The sequence below is a fragment of the Phenylobacterium sp. J426 genome (assembly GCF_024699945.1).
Classification (GTDB): domain Bacteria; phylum Pseudomonadota; class Alphaproteobacteria; order Caulobacterales; family Caulobacteraceae; genus Phenylobacterium.
This window is the reverse complement of sequence record NZ_JAJOMY010000002.1, coordinates 68,925-90,233: the sequence shown is the minus strand read 5'-3', so window position 1 is coordinate 90,233 and position 21,309 is coordinate 68,925. Positions and strand designations below refer to the sequence as shown.

At 67.1% G+C, this 21,309-nt stretch carries 17 protein-coding genes and 1 pseudogene; 5 read left to right on the top strand and 13 right to left on the bottom strand.

What is annotated here, in order from left to right; translation table 11 throughout:
- The first annotated feature begins 9 nt into the window (after nucleotides 1–9).
- Entirely contained in the window at nucleotides 10–1,926 is a 1,917-nt protein-coding gene (locus LRS10_RS22085; protein ID WP_257839325.1) for a diguanylate cyclase domain-containing protein, read from the top strand.
- A 3-nt stretch (nucleotides 1,927–1,929) separates the two neighbouring features.
- Here the strand turns inward: LRS10_RS22085 and LRS10_RS22080 are convergent, their stop codons facing one another.
- Both LRS10_RS22080 and LRS10_RS22075 read right to left on the bottom strand, forming a co-directional pair.
- Nucleotides 1,930–2,070 (bottom strand): hypothetical protein, encoded by a 141-nt coding sequence (locus LRS10_RS22080; RefSeq protein ID WP_257839324.1) that lies wholly within the window; start codon nucleotides 2,068–2,070, stop codon nucleotides 1,930–1,932.
- Nucleotides 2,071–2,251: 181 nt separating this feature from the next.
- A complete protein-coding gene (locus LRS10_RS22075; RefSeq protein ID WP_257839323.1) occupies nucleotides 2,252–2,449 on the bottom strand; it encodes a hypothetical protein in 198 nt (65 codons plus the stop codon).
- A 594-nt stretch (nucleotides 2,450–3,043) separates the two neighbouring features.
- Between LRS10_RS22075 and LRS10_RS22070 the strand changes: the two genes are divergently transcribed.
- Nucleotides 3,044–3,256, top strand: coding sequence for a hypothetical protein (locus LRS10_RS22070; protein ID WP_257839322.1), 213 nt, complete (start codon nucleotides 3,044–3,046; stop codon nucleotides 3,254–3,256).
- An 828-nt stretch (nucleotides 3,257–4,084) separates the two neighbouring features.
- Nucleotides 4,085–4,456, top strand: coding sequence for a hypothetical protein (locus LRS10_RS22065; RefSeq protein WP_257839321.1), 372 nt, complete (start codon nucleotides 4,085–4,087; stop codon nucleotides 4,454–4,456).
- Here the strand turns inward: LRS10_RS22065 and LRS10_RS22060 are convergent.
- The 8 genes and pseudogenes from LRS10_RS22060 to LRS10_RS22025 all read right to left on the bottom strand — a co-directional run bounded on the left by LRS10_RS22060 (nucleotide 4,453) and on the right by LRS10_RS22025 (nucleotide 17,976).
- Nucleotides 4,453–5,510, bottom strand: a pseudogene (locus LRS10_RS22060) (glycosyl hydrolase family 8). The gene LRS10_RS22065 and the pseudogene LRS10_RS22060 overlap by 4 nt on opposite strands.
- Nucleotides 5,500–5,961: a cellulose biosynthesis protein BcsD gene (gene bcsD, locus LRS10_RS22055; RefSeq protein ID WP_257839320.1), complete on the bottom strand. Its 462-nt coding sequence runs from the start codon at nucleotides 5,959–5,961 to the stop codon at nucleotides 5,500–5,502. The pseudogene LRS10_RS22060 and the gene bcsD overlap by 11 nt, the downstream one beginning before the upstream one ends.
- Before the next feature lie 50 nt (nucleotides 5,962–6,011).
- Nucleotides 6,012–9,047, bottom strand: a complete 3,036-nt coding sequence (locus LRS10_RS22050; protein ID WP_257839550.1) for a cellulose synthase subunit BcsC-related outer membrane protein — start codon at nucleotides 9,045–9,047, stop codon at nucleotides 6,012–6,014.
- A 4-nt stretch (nucleotides 9,048–9,051) separates the two neighbouring features.
- Nucleotides 9,052–9,870 carry a tetratricopeptide repeat protein gene (locus LRS10_RS22045; protein ID WP_257839319.1) on the bottom strand — a complete coding sequence of 273 codons (819 nt, stop codon included), beginning with the start codon at nucleotides 9,868–9,870 and terminating at the stop codon, nucleotides 9,052–9,054.
- Nucleotides 9,867–14,243 (bottom strand): UDP-forming cellulose synthase catalytic subunit, encoded by a 4,377-nt coding sequence (bcsA, locus tag LRS10_RS22040; RefSeq protein WP_257839549.1) that lies wholly within the window; start codon nucleotides 14,241–14,243, stop codon nucleotides 9,867–9,869. Before bcsA ends, LRS10_RS22045 begins: the two co-directional genes overlap by 4 nt.
- A 38-nt stretch (nucleotides 14,244–14,281) precedes the next feature.
- Entirely contained in the window at nucleotides 14,282–15,043 is a 762-nt protein-coding gene (bcsQ, locus tag LRS10_RS22035) for a cellulose biosynthesis protein BcsQ (RefSeq protein ID WP_257839318.1), read from the bottom strand.
- Nucleotides 15,044–15,869: 826 nt separating this feature from the next.
- Complete coding sequence (locus tag LRS10_RS22030) at nucleotides 15,870–17,090, bottom strand: diguanylate cyclase (RefSeq protein WP_257839317.1); 1,221 nt, start codon at nucleotides 17,088–17,090, stop codon at nucleotides 15,870–15,872.
- A 637-nt stretch (nucleotides 17,091–17,727) separates the two neighbouring features.
- Nucleotides 17,728–17,976, bottom strand: a complete 249-nt coding sequence (locus tag LRS10_RS22025; RefSeq protein ID WP_257839316.1) for a hypothetical protein — start codon at nucleotides 17,974–17,976, stop codon at nucleotides 17,728–17,730.
- A gap of 115 nt (nucleotides 17,977–18,091) precedes the next feature.
- Between LRS10_RS22025 and LRS10_RS25440 the strand changes: the two genes are divergently transcribed.
- A complete protein-coding gene (locus LRS10_RS25440) occupies nucleotides 18,092–18,529 on the top strand; it encodes a DUF1153 domain-containing protein (RefSeq protein ID WP_257839315.1) in 438 nt (145 codons plus the stop codon).
- A gap of 371 nt (nucleotides 18,530–18,900) precedes the next feature.
- Here LRS10_RS25440 and LRS10_RS22015 read toward each other — a convergent pair whose 3' ends face one another.
- From LRS10_RS22015 to LRS10_RS22005, 3 genes are all read right to left on the bottom strand, one after another.
- Nucleotides 18,901–19,245 carry a hypothetical protein gene (locus LRS10_RS22015; RefSeq protein ID WP_257839314.1) on the bottom strand — a complete coding sequence of 115 codons (345 nt, stop codon included), beginning with the start codon at nucleotides 19,243–19,245 and terminating at the stop codon, nucleotides 18,901–18,903.
- Between the two features lie 68 nt (nucleotides 19,246–19,313).
- Entirely contained in the window at nucleotides 19,314–19,733 is a 420-nt protein-coding gene (locus LRS10_RS22010) for a helix-turn-helix domain-containing protein (RefSeq protein WP_257839313.1), read from the bottom strand.
- 130 nt (nucleotides 19,734–19,863) lie between these two features.
- Nucleotides 19,864–20,580 (bottom strand): hypothetical protein, encoded by a 717-nt coding sequence (locus tag LRS10_RS22005; RefSeq protein ID WP_257839312.1) that lies wholly within the window; start codon nucleotides 20,578–20,580, stop codon nucleotides 19,864–19,866.
- Between the two features lie 450 nt (nucleotides 20,581–21,030).
- Between LRS10_RS22005 and LRS10_RS22000 the strand changes: the two genes are divergently transcribed.
- On the top strand, nucleotides 21,031–21,261 hold the full coding sequence (locus LRS10_RS22000; RefSeq protein WP_257839311.1) for a hypothetical protein: 231 nt from the start codon (nucleotides 21,031–21,033) through the stop codon (nucleotides 21,259–21,261).
- Nucleotides 21,262–21,309 lie beyond the last annotated feature (48 nt).

The following is a 21,309-nucleotide window of genomic DNA, read 5'->3' as shown; positions in this document are numbered from 1 at the left end:
GATGTCAGGATGCTCAAGCTTTGGGCTACGCTCGGTCTCGGGTTCGCCGGCTTGGCCGCCGCCTGCACGCCGCTGTCCTATGCGCCGGGATTTTCCGCGCTCCGCTCACCGCGGCCACGGCCAGCCGACACGCTCGCGGCTGTGGATCGCCAAGCCGCGCTGTCGCCGGGCTCGCGCGCCCTTTACCTGAAGTTGATCCAGGATCTTCGCCAACAGGGCAAATCGCGCGCCGCCTTGGCGCATCTGGACGCGTTCGAAAAACGGTTTCCGGGCGACCCCCGCGCACGACTGCTGCGCGCGCATTGCTTGGTGGATGTGGGCGAGCTGACGGCCGCTGAAGCGCTCTACCGCCGGCTGCTCCATGGATCCGAATCGTCAGACGCTTTCGCGGGTCTCGGGCGCATACGAGCTCTGAAGGACGACTGGCGCGGAGCTGTCCTCCAGCTGCACAAGGCCGTCACAGCCGACCCGACATCTGTTCGGCATCTCAATGACTACGGTTTCGCGCTGCTGAAGTCTGGGGACCCGAAAACGGCGGTGACGAAGCTGCGCCAAGCGGCGGAGCTGGCGCCTCACGACGCCCAGGTTCGCAACAATCTCGCTTTGGCGCTAGCCAGCGGAGGCGAAGCCGCGGCAGCAGCGGCCCTCGCCGCGACGATCGCGGACGGCGCAGAGCGCCGTGAGGTTGAGGCGGCCATCGCGGCTGCCGCGCGCGGCGTTCTGCCGGCCCCCCGTCAATCATACCGAACCGGACACCAAGCCAGAGGCCACGCCGTGACCGCCGCGACGAGCCATCTCACAGCGACCCAGCCCCAACGGCCTGCGATGGAAGCGGTTCGCGCCTTCTCACCGATCCCCGATGCGCCGCGCGGCGCGGGTGACGCCGAACGATATCTTCGTGGCATGCAACGTCTCGTCCGCGTCGTCCAGGAGCTTTCGCTGGTGCGCGACATGGACGGTCTGCAGAAGATTGTCCGCACTGCGGCGCGCGAACTGACCGGCGCGGACGGCGCGACTTTCGTGCTGCGCGAGGGAGATCAGTGCTTCTACGCCGACGAGGACGCGATTGAGCCGCTCTGGAAAGGGCTGCGCTTTCCGATGGAGATCTGCGTTAGCGGCTGGGTGATGCTCAACCGGCAGGCTGTGGTGATCGAGGACATCTACGCTGACCCCCGCGTGCCACACGACGCCTACCGGCCCACCTTCGTAAAGAGCCTCGCGACCGTGCCGATCCGCACCTCGGCGCCCATCGGCGCCATTGGAAATTTCTGGGCCCGCCGGCACCAGCCCCAGTCTCATGACCTGGCCTTGCTGCAGGCCCTGGCGGACACTACGGCGGTCGCCTTGGAGAACCTGGCTGTACACGCCGAACTCGAGCAACGGGTTCGCGATCGTACGGCGGAGCTCGAGGCTCGGAATGCCGAAGTGCGCCGCCTGTCGCTGACCGACGAACTCACCCAACTGTGGAACCGCCGAGGGCTGCTGGTCCTGGTGGAACAGGAACTCAAGGTCTTGCGTCGCAGCGGAGCGCGCGCCGCCCTCGTCTATCTCGACCTCGATGGTTTGAAGGCCGTGAACGATCAGCTGGGCCACGAGGTCGGCGACCAGATGATCTGCGAGTTTGCACGGGTCTTGGAAGCCGTTTTCCGAGACGGGGACGTGGTGGCGCGTCTTGGCGGAGACGAGTTCTGCGTCGTGACCCCTGGAGGCGGAGATGACCCGGCAGGCCTCTCGGCTCGGGTGCTCGCCGCGCTCGCCGCCCGCAACGCACATGGCGACCTGCCCTTCCCGCTTTCGGCGAGCGTCGGCTGCGTGACCATCGGCGAAGATGGCTGTTACGAGCTGGAGCCGCTTCTCTCGCGTGCCGATCAGCGGATGTATGCAGAAAAGCGGCGACGCAGGGACGCTCGTGATCCCGCCGCCTGACGTTCAGCCGAGCGGCAGACCCAGTTCGAGCCACACGGCGACGGCCGCGCCGTACGCCGCCGCCACGCCAAGGAAAGCGAGCAGGATCGCCAGTCGCGCCTGTGCAAACGCCTTACGATCCATAGCGCCCTGGGTATGGTTCATGACCCGCCTCCACCTGTCAGTCGGCGGGGGAGTAGACCGTGCACCTGGCGCGCCTCAATTAAGGGAATTTACAAGGGGCCGACGCGGAGCGTGAATACGGCTTGGCCCAGCGTTCGAGATCATCGTCCAGCGGTGGGTTAAGACTGCGCCCACGGGATCGGACCGCTGGCCTACAAGGCCTTCAACCGGGTTCAGCCGTCGTCGCAACGACCTCTACAGCCTCCGCCATCGCCCTCAAGCAGGCGTGCTCGATCGCCTGCGCAAGGCGCAGCCGCTCCTCGCACGTCATTAGGATCGCGGTGCGGTAACCGGACATGCTGGAAACCGACAACTTGATGGCGGCGCCGGCTCTCGGCTCGACATGAAGGCGGTGCGGCATGCCAGCAAGATCCCCGTCAACCTGTCCGACCCTGGCGATTCCCGTCGAGGGCCGCGCGCTCGATCAACAAGCGTCATCAACACTATGACCGGGCGCCAGCAGATCAGCAATGCGTTGGCGGAACGTTGTTCGCACGTCCAAGGCGCCGTTTTCCAAGCGTTGCCGAGACGCCAGGGTCTGTCGCACGCTGCTGCACATACCTCCGCCGCGGCTGGAGGATCAGAGCCTCCCAACGGCGTCCGGTCTGCAGCCTCTCACGGTCCTCTCGCATGCTACCCCCAGGCGAGCCACAGGGATTAGATCCTCCGCGTCAGCGAAGCGGCCGAACTGAGGGCAGGACACTCGAGGCCGCCGCGAGCGGAGCCGCAGTTCGGACGGAGCCAGCAGGCGATGGCGCCGGCGCCGCGGTCGGCGCCAGACCTTAACCGGATCAGGTCGGAGCCGATGTGTTTCTCGACGCCAGCCGTGTGACACCTGCGCTGCGACGGGCTGCGCGAAACACGACCGTGCCCGCTGGCGGGGACCGCCGTCCATCCGGATCAAGCGGCGCCATGTGACAACGCGCGCGCAGGCCAAGCGCCTCCGGCGATGTTATTGTCCGGCATGCAGAGCGCCTGGCGTCCGGATCCCTTCGAGTTCGGCTGGCGCATCGTTTGTGACGCGCCGCTCGGGTTGCGCATCGACTTCGGCATCATGGACGAGGGCGTACTTGTGACGCCCTTCTTCAGTGAGTGGCGCCAGGCCCACGACTACGCTCATCGGCTCAATGCGGCAGACAACGGCGAAGCCAAGCGTGCTTACCGATGATCGACGGGACGCCTCGGATTCCGATCAGCCTATCGGATCCTATCGCGCTCCTGCTGCGGGGCGCCTCGGCCAGATTGCGCTCAGCTCATGACCTCTTCTGGCTGTCGTCAGATCTCCGTTGCCCCTGTCGCTTGACAGCCGCCGGGCGTGTGAAGCCGGCGGCTCCTGCACTGCCTGAAGGAGATTCTGCCGCGCACTGGACACTGGGGGCGTCGAGAATGTCGTCGCAAGGATGTCGACTGACACCAGTGGACCTGCTCGGCTGCTACAAGGCTTCCGGAATAGCGAAACCCGGCTTCTAGCCCCTTGAGCCGGACTTCGCGCCGACTGGGGCGGGCAAGCCGTCGCCGCGGCGCGGCGAGTGAGCCGCGTCCTCGCCAGAGCAGGCCCCTGCCTCGACTCGCTTAAGGCCCTGCGTCGCTACTACGATCCTACTGGCCCTCGGACGCATTCGGCGTTTGTCGCCAGGCCCGTCCGCTCTACGGAACAGCCGTCCCGATCCTGGTCCCGGCGGAGCGGGCGTCCTTCAGGTTCGTCGGCACCCGCAAGCCGCGTCGACCGACAATGCCTCGGCACGGCCAGATCTTCCAGCGTTTGATGTCGCCGGACGCGACATCCACTTCTACAGCATCAAATTACAACCCTCGAGCGATGGTTCTTTCACCGCTCAACTTTTGTGCTTGCACTTGTCGCGCGAGCAATTGCGCGAGCATGCTGGATGGTTGTTCTTCAGGATGAACGCGGTCTAGTCACTCATGATTTGCTCGACAACGGATTAATGCAGGCTTAACCATCCAGCCGCTGCAAGAAACGAAGAGCGGGAGTGGCATGCCACCGCGCCGGATAAAACGTTCGACATTTGGCTACCTCGTCCTCCTCGCCGGAGCCGGCGTGGCGGCGGCGCTCTATCATCCCAGCGCCCGAACGGCCGAGATCGACGCGCCACTGGCGATGCCGAAGTTTCGCAATATGGAGCTCGCCGCAGCGGAATGGGCGGTCAAGCGTCATCTTCAGCAGTGGGACAACATCAGCTTCCAGCAGGCCCGGGTCGGTCGGCAGGAAGGTCGGGTCAGCGTCTGCGGCCTGTTCTCGGTGGAAGCCGGCGCACCGACCCGCTTCGTCGTCACTGACGGGCGCGTCGCCACCGATCAGGATCAGGATCCCGCGTTCGAAGCGGCTTGGGCGGCCGCTTGCGGCTAGCGGCGGCGCACGGCCGCACGCCCCTCCGTCGGGGGTCTTGCCGCGGGGCCTTCGCGCGCAGCAACCTCAGCTAGCGCCAGCAATGCTGCCGAGTAGTAGTCCTCGGCTCGGACAGGCGGCGGCATACGCCCGGTCAGCGTCAAGGCTGCGACGGCGTCAGCGCCAGCAGAGGCGGGATAGTTGGCGACGCCGCCGGTCCGCACGTCGATCCAGGCTGGGGCGCGCTGACCACCCACGCGGGTCTGACGCCACCAACGCTTTACTCCATCCAACGCCCGATCGTTGCATCGGCCGGACCAGCACAGATAAAGCGGCGTGCGGATCGCATCGAACCCAAAGCGCGGCGGCTTGGTGGGCTCGGTCCAGAGCACGCCGGCGTTATCGACGCGCACCCAGTCCGGCGGCAAGTTGAAGGCGCCGAAGCGTGCATCGCGGACAAGTTTGAGGCTCTCGTCCCGGACTTGCGGCCATGCTGACCGAGGCTCGCTCGCCGCGAAGGCGTCAAAGGCAGGGAACACCAGGTAGGATGGATTGAAGGTGACCGAGTCCGTATGCACAAAGCCTTGCAGGCCCGGCGAGATCACCAGTCTGGCGCCTTGGCGCACCACGAGCTTGTTCAAGATGGCGCGTCGAATCTCCGCCCCAGCGGCGCTGTAGCCAGGCGACGCCCACTTGGCGCCGGCGCGTTGCAGGGCCCAGGCGATCATGATGTCGCCGTCCGTGGCGTTGTTCGGGTCGTTGACCGGGGTGGCCGACCGCGGATCGTAGCGCCAGGAAAAAGTCGCGTGTCGCTGCGGGCAAGGTTCCGATCGGTCCAGCTCCACACGCGATCGAAGGTCACGCGATCGCCGTGCGCCACTGCGAGCAGCATGGTGAAGCCCTGGCCCTCGGAATGGCTGATGCCGCCGTTGCCGGTATCGATCACGCGGCCGTCGGCCTGCACGAAACGCGCCTTGAAGTCGGCATAGGCCGTCGGCTGGGCGGCGCAGGCGGTGGCGCCGAACTGGACACTAAAGGCCGTGACTAGTGCAAGGACGAGCCTGCTAAAGGCCATAGGCGAACTCGAAGCCCTCAAGATCAGACCCGTCGCGGCGTCGAGCCGCCATCTCGGCGCGCCCTCCTTGGGTCTGCAGCCAGACGGTGTACAGCCCCTCCAGGATCGCGCTGAAAGCCTTGCGCCACGCATCGGCCTCCGAGAGATCCAGGAATTGCCCTGGATAGCAGTTGTGATGGATCGCAATGGCGGCGTCTTCGACCGTGAGGCGCATGACGCCCCAGTCCATCTCCGCCAATCGGGTGTTGATCGCCGCTTCCAGCGCCTCAAGCGTCTCGACGACGGGCAGCTGCAGGTCGCGGCTCAACCGGATCCCGATCTGGCGGAAAAAGCCCAGCGCTTCCTCCTCGGAGAAATTGTCGAACAGCTCGCCGGCCAAGGCCATGAGCGTCGCGCGCCATTGCGCGCTGAACTGACGGGCCCCGTAGTATCTCAGTTCGGCGTCACCCATCTTGGACGCCGGCTGCGCCTGCCCGAGAGTTCTCAACATCAACCCTAACCTTAGTTCGCAAAGATCTGCTTCAGATAGAGGCGGACCCGGAATTCCTTGTAACGCCCGAAGGTGTCGGCGCTGAGTTCGCCGCCGGCCCGAGTGGTGGGCAGGAGGTTGTACTCGCCGTTCAGCAAGCCTGCGATGCCCACTCCCGTCTTGTCGTTGCCCGCGTAGCGGCTGGCGATGCTGGCGTCGATGGAGCCATAGCTCGCCAGCGCCGCCTGGGCCGCTGAGCTCGTGGGGAATATCGGCGCGCTGTCTTCGCTGTACGACTGCAGGCCGACCGTGAGTCCGGCGCTCCAGCGCCAAGTCTCGCGTTCCTGAGCATAACTGATCGGTAGAGACATGGCCACGAACTGCTGTGGGCTGAAATAACCACCATGACCGAAGCTAAAGAAGCGTAGATTTTTGTCGTAGGCCTGCATGTTGACGTTAACGCCGATCTGCAGGCGATCGCCATCTTCATCGATGGGCCGATAGTAAACGCCGCCGTTCAACTCGTAGCCGGTGTTGTCCGCCACCGCCTCACCGCGCAGCCGCTTGTAGATGGCGTCGAAATAGGCGCCACCGGAGCTGAAACTTAGGGATCCTCCTAGCGACCCGCTCTGGCGCATGACGCCGCCCCACGAAACCCCCGTCTGCCGATCCGTTTCGCCAGCATAGGAGAGCAGACTGTCGGTGACCGGTCGCTGCTCCGCGGTCGCGCGGATCTGCGCCTCCCCAATGTTGAGCCGGCCGGTCACGCCCGCGCTCAGCCGCGTATCACCAAACCCGATCGGAGTGGTGCCGAGGTCGATGGACAGGGGATCGCTCTCGTAGAACAGGCTGAACGCGGCCCCCGCCTCGTGACGGCTTTCCTCCAGCGGCAGCGTCGGTATCCGGCCCTGGGAAATCGTCTCAGCCACCACCAGCGGCGTGGTGCCGATCCGCGCGGCCGTAGCCTCGTCGGGCGCGCCGGCGCCGACGATGATAGGACTGACCGCGACCCCAAGACGTCCTATGCCGAACGGCGACACCGACGCGGCGGCGCGCATGCCCGCTTCGAACAGCTCGCTGGTGCCTTGCTCGCCCGTTCGGGCTCGGAATGTCGTGGAGCCCTCCACCTGAGGCGCCGTCTCTGTCCGCAGCGCGGCGATCTCACGTGCGATCCGGGTCGGCAGCGGCAGACTGGCCGCCGCCGCGGGCGGGGCCGAGGCCGCGAGACCTGGGATCGGCGCCGCGCCGTATGAAGACGGCGCGGCCCCAGCGTAGCTCGGCTGCGCCTGCGGCAGGGCGAAGCTTGGGGGCGACGCGCCGTACGGCGCGCTGTTGGCCGGGATCGTGGACGAACCGTAGGCCGGGGCGCCTTGGGACTGCAGGCCCGGCAGGTATTGAGGCTGCGGCCCAGGCAGGTATTGCGGTTGCGGATACTGCGGCTGAGCGTACTGCGCCTGTGGGGCTAAGACGTAAGGAGCCTGGGGATAGGGCGCACCAGACCCATAGGCCTGTGGCGCCCCGTAGGACGGCGGCGCTTGATAAGGCGCACCCTGAACGGCCGGCGTGCCCTGCCCGGTCGCCGACCAGGCCAGGGCTGGCCCGCTGACGTCCGGCGCGGCAAGGTTTGCGACAGGAAATGACGCGGCGACCGGAGCCCTTGGCGCAAAGGGATTGGGTCCGAGCACGCCGGCGCCAGGGGCGGTCAGCGCGCCGCCGCCCAGCCCGGGAGCGCGGCCGCCACGCAGGAGGGTCTCGGCCCTCTCGAACGCCCTAAGCGCCGAACGGTCGCGCCCGCGCGCCTGCTCGAGCAAGCCGATCTGGTAATAGAGCTCAGCGTCGTTCGGGCGCAGGGTCGCAGCTCGCCGCAGCAGTCGTTCGGCGCGGCCATGGTCGCCCGCCGCCTGCGCCGCCTGCGCCGCGCCTCGAATGACATCGGGGTCGTTGGGCGAGAGCACGAGCAGGGCGTCGTAGGCCTGGGCCGCCTGCTCCGGCAATCCGCCGCTCTGGTAGAGGCGTGCGAGGGCGCCCAGGAGGCCAACGTCGCGCGGCGCAAGCGCGAAGCCCTGCGAGAGGGCGTCGAAGGCTGCAGCGTAGTCCCCCGACAGCCGCAGCCGGTCCGCTCTGCGCGCCGTGTAAAGCGCAGCAAGGGTCCGATAGTCCGCCTGATCAGCAGGCGAGGCGGTCTGCTGAGCCGCCGCCTGCAGCAGGCCCAGCGCCGGACCGTCCTGTCCGGTCTGGGCCAGGACGGCCAGGAAACCTGAGGCTTCTGTCGGCCGAAACCGGACCGGCGGCTGCCCGGCGGCTTCCAGGGCGAGCGCGCCGGCTTGGTAGACATCACCAAGATCGAGCAGGGTCTCGGCGATCTGACTGCGCACCGCGAATGGCGGGTCGTTGCGACTGAGGAAATCCCGCAGATAGGCGACGCCTTGCGGCGCTTGCCCCTGCTGGCCGGCGAGCCGGGCTTGTTGGATGATGCGGCGGGCCTCCACCCGGCCGGCGAGTTCGCGCACCTCCGGAGTCCGATTGGCGTCCGGGATCCGCTGCAACAGCGTGGCGGCCTCGTCCGGGTTGCCGCGCGCCTCCGAGAGCAAGGCCGCAGCCTGCAGGCTGTCGGAATCGCTTGCGTTGTACAGCGGCGTGGCGACCTGGGCGGCCTGGGCGGTCTGACCGCGCTCCAAGAGGAAGCGGGCATACTCAAGTCGGGTCCAGGGGTCGCTGGGGTTGGCGCGAAGCGCCGAAGCCAACGCCGCGCCAGCTCCGAAGGTGTCGCCACGCCGCTGCAGGTCCAGCGCCCGCCGTCGCTCAATGTCTGCACGGACGCCCGCCGCACGGTTGTCCGGAAGATCGCGCAGTGTCCGGTTGGCCTCGTCATAGCGTCCGGACGCGGCCAGCGCTTGGGCGAGACCCGTGACCACTTCGGTCCGGCCCGGGGCCACCAGCAAGGCCTGCCGGTAGACGGGCTCGGCCTCGGAGGGCCGTCCCAGCGCGGCGAGCGACTGGGCCAAGAGGATCTGGGCCTCGACCCGGCTCGGGTGCTCTCCGTTCGCCAGCGGCTCGCCCAAACGCACCGCCTCATCGTAGCGGCCCGCAGCATAGGCGGCGCGGACCTCGTTGAGACGCGCGAAGAACTCCGCCGCTCGAAGCGCCGTTCCCCAGCGCTCGGCGCCCCCCGCCGCCGCGAGCGGCGCGGGCAAGCAGGTCTCGCGCTTCTGCGAACCGCTCCTGCCGCAGCCGCACGACCCCCAGCCCTCCCGCGGCTTCGAGGTCCGACGCCCGCTGCCTCAGCGCAAGGTTGAACTGGCGCTCGGCGCTGGCAAGATCGCCGGCGTCCAGCGCCCGGAACCCCGCGGCGCGGGCTTCGCCGCTGGGGTCTGGCGGCGTAGCCGCGACCTGGGCAGATTGCGGCGGCCGTGCCGACGGGGCCGTCGCCGGCGCCGCCTGCGGGGCTGCGCCGAGGACAGGCGCGGGCGCTGTCGCCGCCTTCAGCCGCCGCTCAAGTTGCGCCACCCGGGTATCGCTGGCGCCGGCGACCTGGCGCAATCGCTGAAGCCATGTCTCGGCCTGACCGGCGTCACCGTCCTCCAGCGCGTATTCGGCCAGGCGTTGGAGGACTACGGGGTTGTTCGGGCTGTCCCGCAGCGCCCGCTGCAGCGCCTGCGCGGCCAGGTCCTTGCGGCCTCTTTGCCGCTGCGTCGCGGCTTGTCGCAGGAGCGCATCGGTGCCAGACGCCGCCGCCTTTGGAGCAGCGCTCTTAACCGGAGGCGCCGCGCCTTGAGGCGTTATCGGCTGCGTGACCTGGCCGTCCGTCGGCAGCCGCGGCGTCACCTGGGCGAAGGCCGAGGTTGTCGCCAGGAGGCTCGCCGCCAAAGTCATGGCCCCAACCGGTTTCATCCCTCACCTCCTGCGTCGCGCAGTCGCGTCCGCTCAAGCGCTGACATCACCGCCCAGATGGCCAAGCCGACGACCGCGGCGGCGGCCAACAAGCCAAGGGCGATGAACAGCGGATTGCGGCTCGCCCACCACATGACACCCACATGCCAGGGCAGCTTCCCTGACCAGAATCCCGGCGCCACCCGGAAACTGGTGAAGCTCGTTCCCGTCGCCACCGCCAGATCGCCCTGCATCGCCGCGTTCGCGGCGGGTTTCTCAAGCGCGTAGACGATCTCCGCCCGTCGCTGAGGGTTCGCTGACAGCACCGCCACGACGACCCGCTCGGGATCGAACGGCGAGCGCCAGCTCACCACGCCTGCGAAATCACTGACCGTGACGAGGGCGGCGTCGGCGGCGGCTGGGTCCGGTCGATCGACGTTCGAGCCGAAGCGGGCGAACATCCGGCCGAGGAGCGAGGTCGAGGCGACCCTCAAGCGTCCACCGTCGCCCCGCACGGGAGATTCCCGGAAGAGCGCCGAATCCGTCAAAGCAAGCGGACCGATCACGAGCAAGTCCCGGCCAGTCAGATTGCTTGCCTGGCCGACGCGAGCGACATTCAGCGCGATAGCGGGCGCGCCCGTTGCGTCGCCGAATCTCCCCGCGAGGGCGAGCAGCGCTTCGACATCGGCGGGCTGGACCGAGTCCGGCAGCAACGCCAGGGTTTCGCTGAGATCCGCCACCCGGGTGAACGGGAAGCCGGCGCCGGCGAAGAAGGCGAGGTCGGGCAGTCGTGAGAAATGATGGGCGTGGGACAGGTCGAGCTTTGAATTGGCGTCGATGCCTGTGCGCACGCCGGTGGGGATTTCGCCCTGGCATGCGCCCTTCTTGGTTACATGCAGATCGTAGAAGAACTGCAGCTGGTTCTGCCCGAAGATGTTGTAGCCAGGGATATCAATCGCCGCCTTTTGCTGGATCACCGAGGCGCCCACCAAGTCGCGCGCGCGTTCGACAGCGCCATCAGGGCGCAGCGTAATCGAGCGGATGTACTTGTCGTTGGTGAGCACATCGAGGCGCGACATGTTGTAATCGAGCCAAGGACCGGCGGGATACCTGTAGCTGAAGCTCAGCTTGGCGCCGGTCTGCGGCCAGAAGAATAGGTCTGGGGCGGTCCGGAACTCCGCCGTCAGCAAGCCGGGACGAAGCCCATAGCCTTCGAGATTGGCGGGGCTGACCAACTCGCCCAAACGCACCGGACGACGAGTGTCCACCCAGCGCGGGGCGTCGTAAGGTCGCCGCTTGGCGAACGGCAGCGGCGAAACCAGGGCGGACTGACCGGACAGGGACTTGGGCGCCGCGGCGAGCACCCGAGCCGCCGAGAGCACATCCGCATCGCTGGGGCCGCTGACCACTAACAACGTCGCGTAGGGATTGTTGGGATTGCGGACCAGGCTGACGGAAGGCCCGCTGACCGGCGGCGCCGTCCAGCCGCCGACCTGCGCGCCCGCGCGCGCCACCACAACCCCGTCGCCCGGCGGCAAGGCGCCATAGCTGACCGGGAAGCGGAAGCCGCGGAAGCTGGCGTTCATCCCGAAGTAGGACGACACAGCCGCCGCCGAGGCCAACAGTTCGTTGGAGGGTGGTCCCGCGAAGATGAAAGGCAGGCGCAGCGGCTGCGGATCGCTTTCGTCGAACATGGGCGCTGGAAGCCGCGAAAGAGTATCCCCGACCGACAGCTTCTGCAGGGTCAGGATGAGGCGCGTCCGCGTATTGCTGATATTCGCCCAGAGCGTGGAATGCAGCGGATCTTCACATCCGCGCGTGTAGTGCCCCACAAAACGGAAACCTAGCCGATTCTCGTTGGTGAAAAGACCAGGATCGATCGGCAAAGTCACAGTCACGCCCCCTGCCCCCGCAGAGGCTAGGGGAATCGTGCCGACGATCTCGTCGTTCATCAGCACGCTGAGGTGGCTGAGGTCCGAAAGCAGCTGCGGGGAATAGGCGAAATTCATCACCAGCTGCGCTTGCGTGACGACCTCATCTTGCCGGAGCGAGAACGGCACCCCCGCCTCCCCCAGGGTGCTGATCAGGCGCAGCGGGCGGCTTTGGGCGAGGTCCTCGAGGGTCAGCGATACGGTCCGTGCGCCACGCCCGGAGACCTGCGTGGGTTGCCCCGCCTGCGGCGCAGCCGGGGCTCCGGGCGTGGCCGCGGGCGCGGTCTGGGCCTTGGCCGGCGATCCTGCTAGGGGCGCGGCCAGCAGCAGCGCGGCTGCTGCGGCGGGCCGCAGAAGCCGCGAGAGCCAGCTGCGCGGCTTCTGCGGCCCGCGCTCCAGCCGCCACCAGAACAGCACCGAGAGGCTTGCACGGCACAAATCCAGGAAAGACTGCCAGGCCGACCAGGTGGCGAGGTCGTCGGGAGCGGGCCAGGCGTCGGCGCGGCCCATCACGACGCGAACCAGCTCACGACGCGCCTCAAGCGACATGTCGGTGAACTGCAAGCGCAACCGGCCTCCATTGATCCCAAGCGTTTGCACGGGGAAGCCGAACCTACGCTCAGCCGCCTCCACCTCGACATGCGTCACAATGCGCCCCTCCGTCAAAGCCTCGGGCGAGGCGTTTACGGCCATGCCCCCCATGGAGATGTTGGCCGTCGTCGCGGCCGCGATGTGACCGTCTTCGAAGTAGAGCCGGACGGGCAGTTCGGCATCGAGATGGGCGCGGGTGCGCACCTGCCGGGTCTCACGGCCCACCGCCAGGCAGGTGAGGAGAATCAACAAACTGAAGACGCTCCAAGCGACGTTAAGTAGGATTGTCTCCGGAGCGGCGTCAAAGACCTTCGGGAAGGCCATCTTCACCAAGCCGACTGTGATCCCCAGGGTCAGCAGACCCACGGTGATGAGGTGGGGCATGAGCACCTTGTAGTCGAAGTAGCCTTCTTCCAGCAGGCCGCCCTTGTCCGTGACGTTGAACTTCCCGCGCTTCGGATCGATGAGCGGCAGGATGGCGGGCCCGACGAGGTGGAACGAGATCAGCGCCTCATAGACCTCGCCCCAGAACGCCCGACGATAACGACCCTGGACGCGTTCATTGACCAGCACGGCGAACAGCAGGTGAGGTCCGGCGAAGGCCAGGATGGTGAGCGCACTGGCCGCGATGATGTTCTGCCCAAGCAGCAGATAGGCTAAGGGCGAGGTCAGGAAGACGATGCGCGGCAGCGGAAACTGGAAATGCAGCATCGCATTGAGGTAGCAGAGCCGCTGACCGAAGCTCAGACCGCGCCCGAACAGCGGATTGTCGATGCGGAAGATCTGGGTCATTCCCCGCGCCCAGCGCGCCCGCTGGCCGACATGCAGCGCCAGACGCTCCGTCGCCAAGCCGGCCGACAGACGGGCGTTAAGATAGGCGGTGTTCCAGCCCATGCGTTGAAGCTTGAGCGCGGTATGCGCGTCCTCGGTCACAGTCTCGCCCGCGAAGCCGTTGGTCGCAGCGAGCGCGCGGCGGCGGATGATCGCGCACGAGCCGCAAAAGAAGGCGGCGTTCCAGAAGTCATTGCCCTTCTGGACGATGCCATAGAAGAGATCCCCTTCGCCGGGGATGTCCTTCACCGCTACGACGTTCCGCTGAACGGGGTCAGGGGAATAGAAGAAGTGCGGGGTCTGCAGCAGGGCGAGCTTCGGATCGGCCTGGAACCAGCCGACCGTGAATTGCAGAAAGGCGCGGGTGGCGACGTGGTCGGCGTCGAAGACGCAGATCAGTTCCCCGTCGGTCCGCTTCATCGCTGCGTTCAGATTGCCGGCCTTGGCGTGGAGGTTGTCGCCGCGCGTGAGATAGCCACACCCCACCGCCTTCGCGAACGCCTCGAACTCTGGGCGTCGTCCGTCGTCAAGGATGTAGACCCTGTAGCGGTCGGGCGGATAATCCTGGTCCATCGCCGCGAACACTGTGTCCTGAACGATGTCGAGGCTCTCGTTGTAGGTCGGCACATAGATGTCGACCGTGGGCCAGGTCTCCGGCGGCCCGACGAGTTCCCGGATGTTGCGCTCCAGCGGCCAAACGCATTGGACGTAACCCAGCACGAGGATCAACCAAGCATAGAGCTCGGCGAGGAAGAGGCCGATGCCAAGCCCCATCGAAAGCGGGTTGTCGAAGTGGAGGGTCTGGGTGAGCCGCCACCAGATGTATCGGGTGGACAGCACCGTTGAGATCACGACCAGCAGCAGGGTCATGCGGCGTGAGGCGCTGCGCTGGGCGAGCACCGCGGCCGCCGCGAACACAGCCAGGCCAAAGATGAGTTGCGCTTCGCGGTCCAGCGGAACCAGGATGGCGAGCAGGATGAGCGTCGCCGAAGCGACCAGCAAGATCGCCTGGACGGGCTTCGAGGCCAGCAACGGCCGCATCCAGGTTTGCGCCTGGTGAATCATCCCCCCCGGCATGTTCACGCCTCCTGACTGACGCGCAATCGGGCCTCGAGGCGCGACGCAATGTCGCGGATGTCCCGGGCGGCGAGGCTCTCCGGCGCCGCCTCGACGACGGTCTTGCCATGCGCAGCCGCCTCGGCGAGCGCCTCATCGTAGTGAACAGCGCCTACAAACCGTCCCCCGTGATGGCCGGCGATGAACTCCGAGATGTCACGGCTCAACCGTCGGCGGGGGTCGACCTGGTTGAGGATCGCCAGGGTTTCAGGGGCGCCAGCGTGCGCCGGCGTCAGCAGCAGCCCGTCGCGAAATCCCGGAACCAGAGACATGGACCCGGCGTCGGCCAGGAGCACCACCAGATTGATGTCGGCGAGACCTTCGAGACGCGCCTGCAATCGGCCTTCGCCCGGCGCGGTGTCTGCGATCAGGATGTCGTCGTCGCTGTCGAGCAGTTCGCTGAGCAACTCGGCGAGCGGCTGCTCAAGGAGAGCTTCCTTCATGTGCAGTCGCTCAGCGGCCGTTGAGTCCCCGTAAGGCGCCACGCGAACGCCGCTCTCGCCGACCTGAAGAGTTTCGCGCCAGGAGCGGCCAATGGCGACGCATCGCGCGATGCCCAGAGTGGCCGGCCCATCCGGAAGCAGATGAAACCGCAATGCGTTCTGAGAATCAAAGTCGACGGCGGTCACCTGCCGCCCAAGCCGCTGCAGCGAGACTGCGAGGTTCGCCGCCAGCGTCGTCTTCCCAACGCCCCCCTTGGGTGACGCGACGGCGATCAAAGGCATCTAGGGGGCCTTGCGACCCAGGCGTGCGAAGATGTCCGCCAAGGCCTTGCCTGACGCGGCTGCGCCGGCCGGGCCTGCGCCTTGAGATACGGGCGCATAGCGTTGCAGCAGCAGACCTCCCGACGGCTGTGGAGACGCCGGAGACTGTGGAGAAGACGCCAACGCCCCATCGCCAGCCCCTTGACCGCTGCGCTGGAGGCGCAGCGGTCGCGGCGCAGAAGCGGCCATCGCAGGCTCCGCCGCGGGCGCCGGGGCTCGACCGCTGAGCGCGAACGCGGTCTGCGGCGGCGACGCGGCCAAAGACGGCGGCGCTTGGCGGCGCAGCGTCGGTCGCGTCGCCGCCTCCGCGACGCCTTCAATTTCGGCGGCGGGCTTGGTCCGCTCCGCTAGAGCCGGGCCTCCCTGGGGCTGCGGCGGCTCGGCCGGCTCCTGGCCTGACGCAGTCGTCACCTGGGTCGCCTGCCGCACCAACGGGCCGTCCTGACCCGCGGCCTGAGCGCGCGCGATCCGCTCCAGCACGGGCCACGCCGGGGTCTCCGGGGCCGCTTCGGGCTGGAACTGTCGATAGGCGACATTCGCCCGCATTTTTCCGATCAGCGCGTTGACGTCGCTCACAGCGAAGGCCTCTTCTCCCGCTCGGCGTGAATATATCGGTCATTGGGTAAACACAATGGAAAGGCCGATTTCACGCGGTGGTGAGCAATCTTGTCGCTGATGGCGTCAGAGTATGCGCAAGTCAGGCGCGGATAGACTACCGAAGCGCGAACAATGGCAACTTTGACTTGCAGGAGCGGCGGCTGGAAGAGGTCGCTGCTGCACGTGGCGCTCAACAACCCTCAGACTCTGTGGCGCCGACCTCGGCCATTAGATGACGGTCGCGCCCGAGCCGCTTCGCCCGCAGAAGCGCCCGGTCGGCGCGCGCCAACGTGGCCTGGAAATCGGCGTCCTCGGCGCCGCGCAACGCCACGCCGATGCTGATGGTCAAACGATCTGGACCGGCTGGCCCGAAGTGCAACGCCCGCACGGCGGCAATCAATCGCCCTGCGATGAGGTCTGCGGCGACCTCGTCGGTTTCCGGCAAGATCATGCCAAATTCCTCGCCTCCAATTCGTCCTAACACGTCCGTGGCGCGCTTGCCGCCGGACAAGGTTGCAGCCAGCGCGCGAAGCACCTCGTCCCCGACGGCGTGGCCGAAGCGATCGTTGATCGACTTGAAGTGATCGGCGTCGCAGGCGAGCACCGCAAGGGGACGATCATAGCGTGCAGACAAGCTCCAGAGCAGCGCGCCGCGCTCATGGAAGCTTCGCCGGTTCGGCACGCCCGTCAGATCATCAATGGACGCGAGTTCTGTGAGCTTACGTTGGCTGGCGCGCAGTTCCTGCTCCAGTCGCTCCGCATTGGCGGCGAACATGCCCGTCGCCAACAAGACTGAACCAAAGGTGGCCAGGATGGCGCTCACCGCCATACCGGCATCCTCGCCGATCGGCCCCGGTCCGTCTGGCAGGAGCGCCAGCGCGATCCGGATGACGTCGCCTGCTAGGACGAAGAGGCACACCCCGGTCAGGAGACCGAGGGCCGCCGAACGACCCCGCGCCAATCGCGTCAGGAGAAGCGCCAGCATGGCGATCAGGGCAGGCGTCATGGCAAAGGAAGACAGCAGAATCCGCTGATCCAGGTCTGCGCCCAGCGCGAGGCCGATGGCGAAACCGGCGACGCCTAATCCGCCAAGTCCGAAGCTGAAGACGCGCCACTCGCGCAGGCGGGATGTTCCGAGGAAGCGGACCAGGCCGTCGAGCTGCAGCGGGGCGACGAACATCGACAGACCATTGGAGATCAGCAGATTGATTGAGCTCGGCGCGCCGTCGCCGCGCTGTGAAAAGAGCGCGAAGGCCCCAGCGGTAAGGACGAACGAAAGGGTCCAGCTCCGGAAGCCGGGATAGGTCCGACGGGTGCTGCTGACAAACAGCATGCTGACCGCGACCCCGAACTGTACCAGCGCGCAGGCGAAAAAGGCCGTTCGCACATCCAGGTCCGAGATCGCCGTCATTCCCTGCCCTCGACGATGATGATCGCGTCACCGCCAGGAAACACTAAGCGCAATCGGTCAGGGCGCCCAAGGCGCGGGCGGCTCAGCGCGGCACAGGGGCGCGTCGCTGCGGGGCTGGCGCCAAACCTTCGCGGTATCCCGACGCCTCCCGTCCAAAAGCCCACTCGACCCGCCAGCCAGGCGCATCCGCGACATGCACCCGTGCGGGGCAGCGCCGCTCACGCCAAGTCTTCTGAGCCAGCTTGCGAGCATGCTCCACCGCTTCGTATCGGCTCGAGAGATAACCCAGGACCGGCGCCGCCTCTCCGGCGCGCACCGCCCAGCCCATGGCATGATGTTCCACGTAATAGTCCTGCATCGACCGCCCATTCCTGAGACGCCGGCGCGGACGATGTCGCGCGGGCTCCTCAGTCTGGCGCCAGAGTCTTCCCGAGCGGTAAACAGGCATCTCGCTGCGCAGGCTCGTCAGAATGGCGGCGCCGAATATCGCGGCGAGCAGCCCAGGCCTGCGGCGTCGGTAGACATTGCGCCGTTGAACGGGGCGTGGTCCGGGGAGCGGCGAATTACACCCAGACACCCGGGGCGCGCCCCCTCGCCTGATCGTCAACCGTCAAGGCCCACCCGAGAGAGCGGCGCCTTAGGCCGGCGCCAACAGGTCTATAACCGCGTCGGAGACGCCCGCCTCGAAGAAGAAGCCTCGCAGCGCGGCGCGGGCGGCGGGCCGCATCCGCGCGCTCGCGCGCGCTTCGTCCGCCAACGTCCGGACAGTGGCTGCGGCGGCCGCCAGGATCTGATGATCGACCTCAGCCGGCAGGGGGCGGCGCAGCAGGACTTCGAGGCATTCGAGTTGTTGCAGCAGATCGGGTTTCGCGGCAGCCATGGCCACAAGGATTAGATAGAAAAATCTAAACGACTGGCAAACCTGATGCGAACAGCCGTTAACCGTTGCGAAACCGCTTCGCCGGACGCTGCAGGCGGGGATCTGTAGGGGGAGGTTCAAGTTGAGCGATGAACCGCATGCGGCGAATGCGGTGCGCCCAATCGTCTATTCGTTCGGCCGTACTCTGACCCTTGAGGACTTGCCAAAGCCCGGTCAGCGTTGGATCCCGAGACGCAAGGCGATCGCCGTAGCCGCCGTCTGGCGCGGGCTTATCACGGCTGAAGCGCTGTGCGCCCGGTACGACATCTCTCTTGAGGAGTTTCTGGGCTGGCAGAAGCTTGTCGCCCGCCACGGGCTTGGCGGCCTAAAGGTGACGCGAATTCCACAGTACCGAGCGGATACGCGACCGCCCCTCGACCCTACAGAAACACCCACGCCCGCCGAGGGGGTGACGCGCGGCGTCGCGTGCGGCGATGACGTCTATTGCGCGGACGCCGCGACGCCGCTGGTGGACGCGCCTCGGACGCTTGCACTCGGATCGCCGCCGCGATCAGTTTGAGGTTTGGCGCGCGGAACAACTGCTGCCGCTGCTCTCGAGCGTGGCCAATCTGCTCCGAGACGCCGGCCACGGCGCAGAGGTGGGGCAGATCGTCGCAGCGGGCGGCCGTGGCGTGAGATTCGAACTGCGGCACAAGCGGAGCGCCCGATCGGCGAGCGCCGCCTTCATCGAATTTAGCGCCGCCGCCGCGCCCCGGCTGGTCGCTGTGCGACGATCGCTCCGGACTGGCGGCGGACCTGCTATCGCCGCGTCGGAAGCCTTATGGACAAGCCCTCAGAGCGACGTCGGCGCAGTGATCATTGGCTTTGTCGCGGAGGCGTTCCGCGAAGCTCATCGCGGTAAGAGGGGTTAGGGCCCGCCGACGACCCGCATCAGTTTCGGGCCTGGGAGGGCGGCTCGTAAGCGGCGAGCGCCTGCTCGGCATGGCGCTCGAATTCCGATGCGGGTTGCAGAAAGCACCGTCCGACGGTCTCGGCCACAAGATCAAGCATCACCGCGGCCAGACCGCTCGCCTGAACGGTCGGGGGCGCTGAGTCATAGACGCTGCGAACCTGCGCCTGCAGGCCTTCGCAAACTTGCTGGGCCGCGTTGGCCGCGGCCGCAAAGCCCCCCGGACCTTGGCCACGCTCGGCGTAGTGCAGGGCGATCAGGGCCTTGAGCGCAACCTCGAGGCCCTGCACCTGAGCACTGAGGCGCAGCAGTTCGTTCTTGGCCATCTGGCACCTCCGCAGAGGCCTTGTGTGAGACGAAGGGCGCGAGTCGGCAAGACCTGCGGCGCCTCCGTCTAAGGCCGTTTCGACGTTGGCGGCATCCCGGACGCGGAGCGAACCTCCAAGGCCGCAAGCTGAGCGACCAAGGCTAAAACCGTGCGGCGCAGGCGGGGATCTGAGATTTGGGTGAAGGCCTCGCAGAGGACGCGCTCTTCTTCGGTCGCCGGTTCGTAGACCGATACAGCTTCGAGACCGCCGCCGGGCAGGTCAAGGAGCTCGCCCACCGAGCAATCAAGCGCGCCGGCGATCGCAAGCAGCCGCACGACGGAGAGACGTTGGCTGCCGCTTTCGTACTTCTGGATTTGCTGGAAGGTGACGCCGACGCGCTCCCCAAGCCGCCGCTGGCTGAGACGCAGCGCGCGGCGCCGCACGCGAATCCGGGCGCCGATGCGAACCTCGATCGGATCGCGAGATCGAATCTTCTCGGATGCCACCCGTCCGCCCCTTAGCTTCGCCCATCGCCCATGCTGGCTTAGGCAGATCCGCGGCGTTCGCCAATGCGCCCATTGCGCGCTGCGCCTGTCGCGGCTCAGGCGGAAGCGCCGCAGCGATGCCCTCGGCGGGCTATGTAGAGATCTTGAGATCGATGAGCTCGATGCGGCCCATACCGATCGGAGTGCCGATCTCAACCCGCGACATGACCCAGTAACCCGGCCCCGGGGCGCGGGCGAAGGTCGCGTGGATGTCGCTCTTAGAGCGCCTCTGACCAGATCGGTCGCCGCCGAACCCGCTTATAGGTGTGAAGATCAGTTGACAGCGCACGGGCGAAGAGAGCCGCATACTAGCTTGCGCTGGCGATAAGGTCCCGGCCCCGGCCGGCCGGAACACGACGTCATAGCGTTGCTTGCCATCATAAAAGCTGAGCCGTCCGGCGCAGGGGCTGGTCGCGGCGTCGCGCAAGGCGATTCGCACGAGCTGCGCCATCGGGTCGGCCGCTTCGGGGTGGGCTGGCGCCGGATATCGCTGCGATCGGCGTTTCCCCGCCTGGCTCATCGAGAAGTCGATCGGACGGATCTGGCTCCCCGCCCGGCTCCCTCGAGCCTGGGCCAGAAGGCTATAGCTCTTCACGAGGTTGACGACTCCTGCGCTCGAGACCCGCGCGCCCGCCCGGTACTGGTTTGGCGAGATGGAGAATTCGCTCTGGACCTCAAGCATCTTGACGAGCAGCCGGCCCTCGTAAGCTTGCGCAAGACGAACTTGCTGGGGCGCAGGCGGCTGGCCTATGTGGCGCCGGACCTGTGCGCTCGCGGCGCTGGCGACACCGTAGGCGGCGAGCGCCATGGCGATGGCCGCCGCATAAGACCACCGCAGGCTCCGTCTCGACGCTAGCTCCACCCGAAACCCCCGTCTCGCGGCCCTCCCCGCTGAGACAGGATGGCGACGCTCGCCGTCATTTTGCAATTCGGGCCTGCGCGCGAGCGCTCCATCCCCGTCGGCCTGCGACTTGCGGTGGCGGAAGCACCCCGATAGCGTGTGTTTAGCCGGGCGCCTCATACACCCCCTTCGGTCCCGGCGCGCGCAAACGGCCGACGCAGCTTGTCTGCGTCGGCCACCTCGCCGCAGCTTGGCTTGCATTCCCGAGGGGCGGCGGACGCATCTGGCTTGTAGGGCGGCGCCGAGGTCGCTCACGCTTCATGACGGAAGCGGGGGAGTTCCATGATTAAGTCCTGTGACGCGCCAAGATCTTCGGGACGCGTCAAGGCTGGCGCGCGCGCAGCTGGCCTGCGGGAGGTGGCGGAACGGCTGCGCTGCGATCGGGCCGAGTTTCTTCGCCAGTACGAACGTCTCACCGCTCAGCCGGCCAGAGGGCCTAAGGATGAGCTCGGCCGCCTCACCCACCTGCTCTTGCTGTCCCTCCAACAGAGAGAGGACCTCGCATTCTGGCTGGCGCGGGAAGTACAAGATGCGGCGCCGCGGCCGCCGATTGTCGGCGATCTGTTCGACGACAAGACGCAAGGCTGACGGCGCCGGTTCCTGACCCATGCGGAACTGACGCTTTTCCAGGCGCCG

Excerpts from the sequence above, each read along its gene's own strand:
- LRS10_RS22085 (WP_257839325.1), top strand. The coding sequence starts at position 10 with ATGCTCAAGCTTTGGGCTACGCTCGGTCTCGGGTTCGCCGGCTTGGCC.
- LRS10_RS22080 (WP_257839324.1), bottom strand. The coding sequence starts at position 2,070 with ATGAACCATACCCAGGGCGCTATGGATCGTAAGGCGTTTGCACAGGCG.
- LRS10_RS22075 (WP_257839323.1), bottom strand. The coding sequence starts at position 2,449 with ATGCCGCACCGCCTTCATGTCGAGCCGAGAGCCGGCGCCGCCATCAAG.
- LRS10_RS22065 (WP_257839321.1), top strand. The coding sequence starts at position 4,085 with ATGCCACCGCGCCGGATAAAACGTTCGACATTTGGCTACCTCGTCCTC.
- bcsD (WP_257839320.1), bottom strand. The coding sequence starts at position 5,961 with ATGGGTGACGCCGAACTGAGATACTACGGGGCCCGTCAGTTCAGCGCG.
- LRS10_RS22045 (WP_257839319.1), bottom strand. The coding sequence starts at position 9,870 with ATGAAACCGGTTGGGGCCATGACTTTGGCGGCGAGCCTCCTGGCGACA.
- bcsA (WP_257839549.1), bottom strand. The coding sequence starts at position 14,243 with ATGCGGCCGTTGCTGGCCTCGAAGCCCGTCCAGGCGATCTTGCTGGTC.
- bcsQ (WP_257839318.1), bottom strand. The coding sequence starts at position 15,043 with ATGCCTTTGATCGCCGTCGCGTCACCCAAGGGGGGCGTTGGGAAGACG.
- LRS10_RS22030 (WP_257839317.1), bottom strand. The coding sequence starts at position 17,090 with ATGACGGCGATCTCGGACCTGGATGTGCGAACGGCCTTTTTCGCCTGC.
- LRS10_RS22015 (WP_257839314.1), bottom strand. The coding sequence starts at position 19,245 with ATGGCCAAGAACGAACTGCTGCGCCTCAGTGCTCAGGTGCAGGGCCTC.
- LRS10_RS22005 (WP_257839312.1), bottom strand. The coding sequence starts at position 20,580 with ATGGCGCTCGCCGCCTACGGTGTCGCCAGCGCCGCGAGCGCACAGGTC.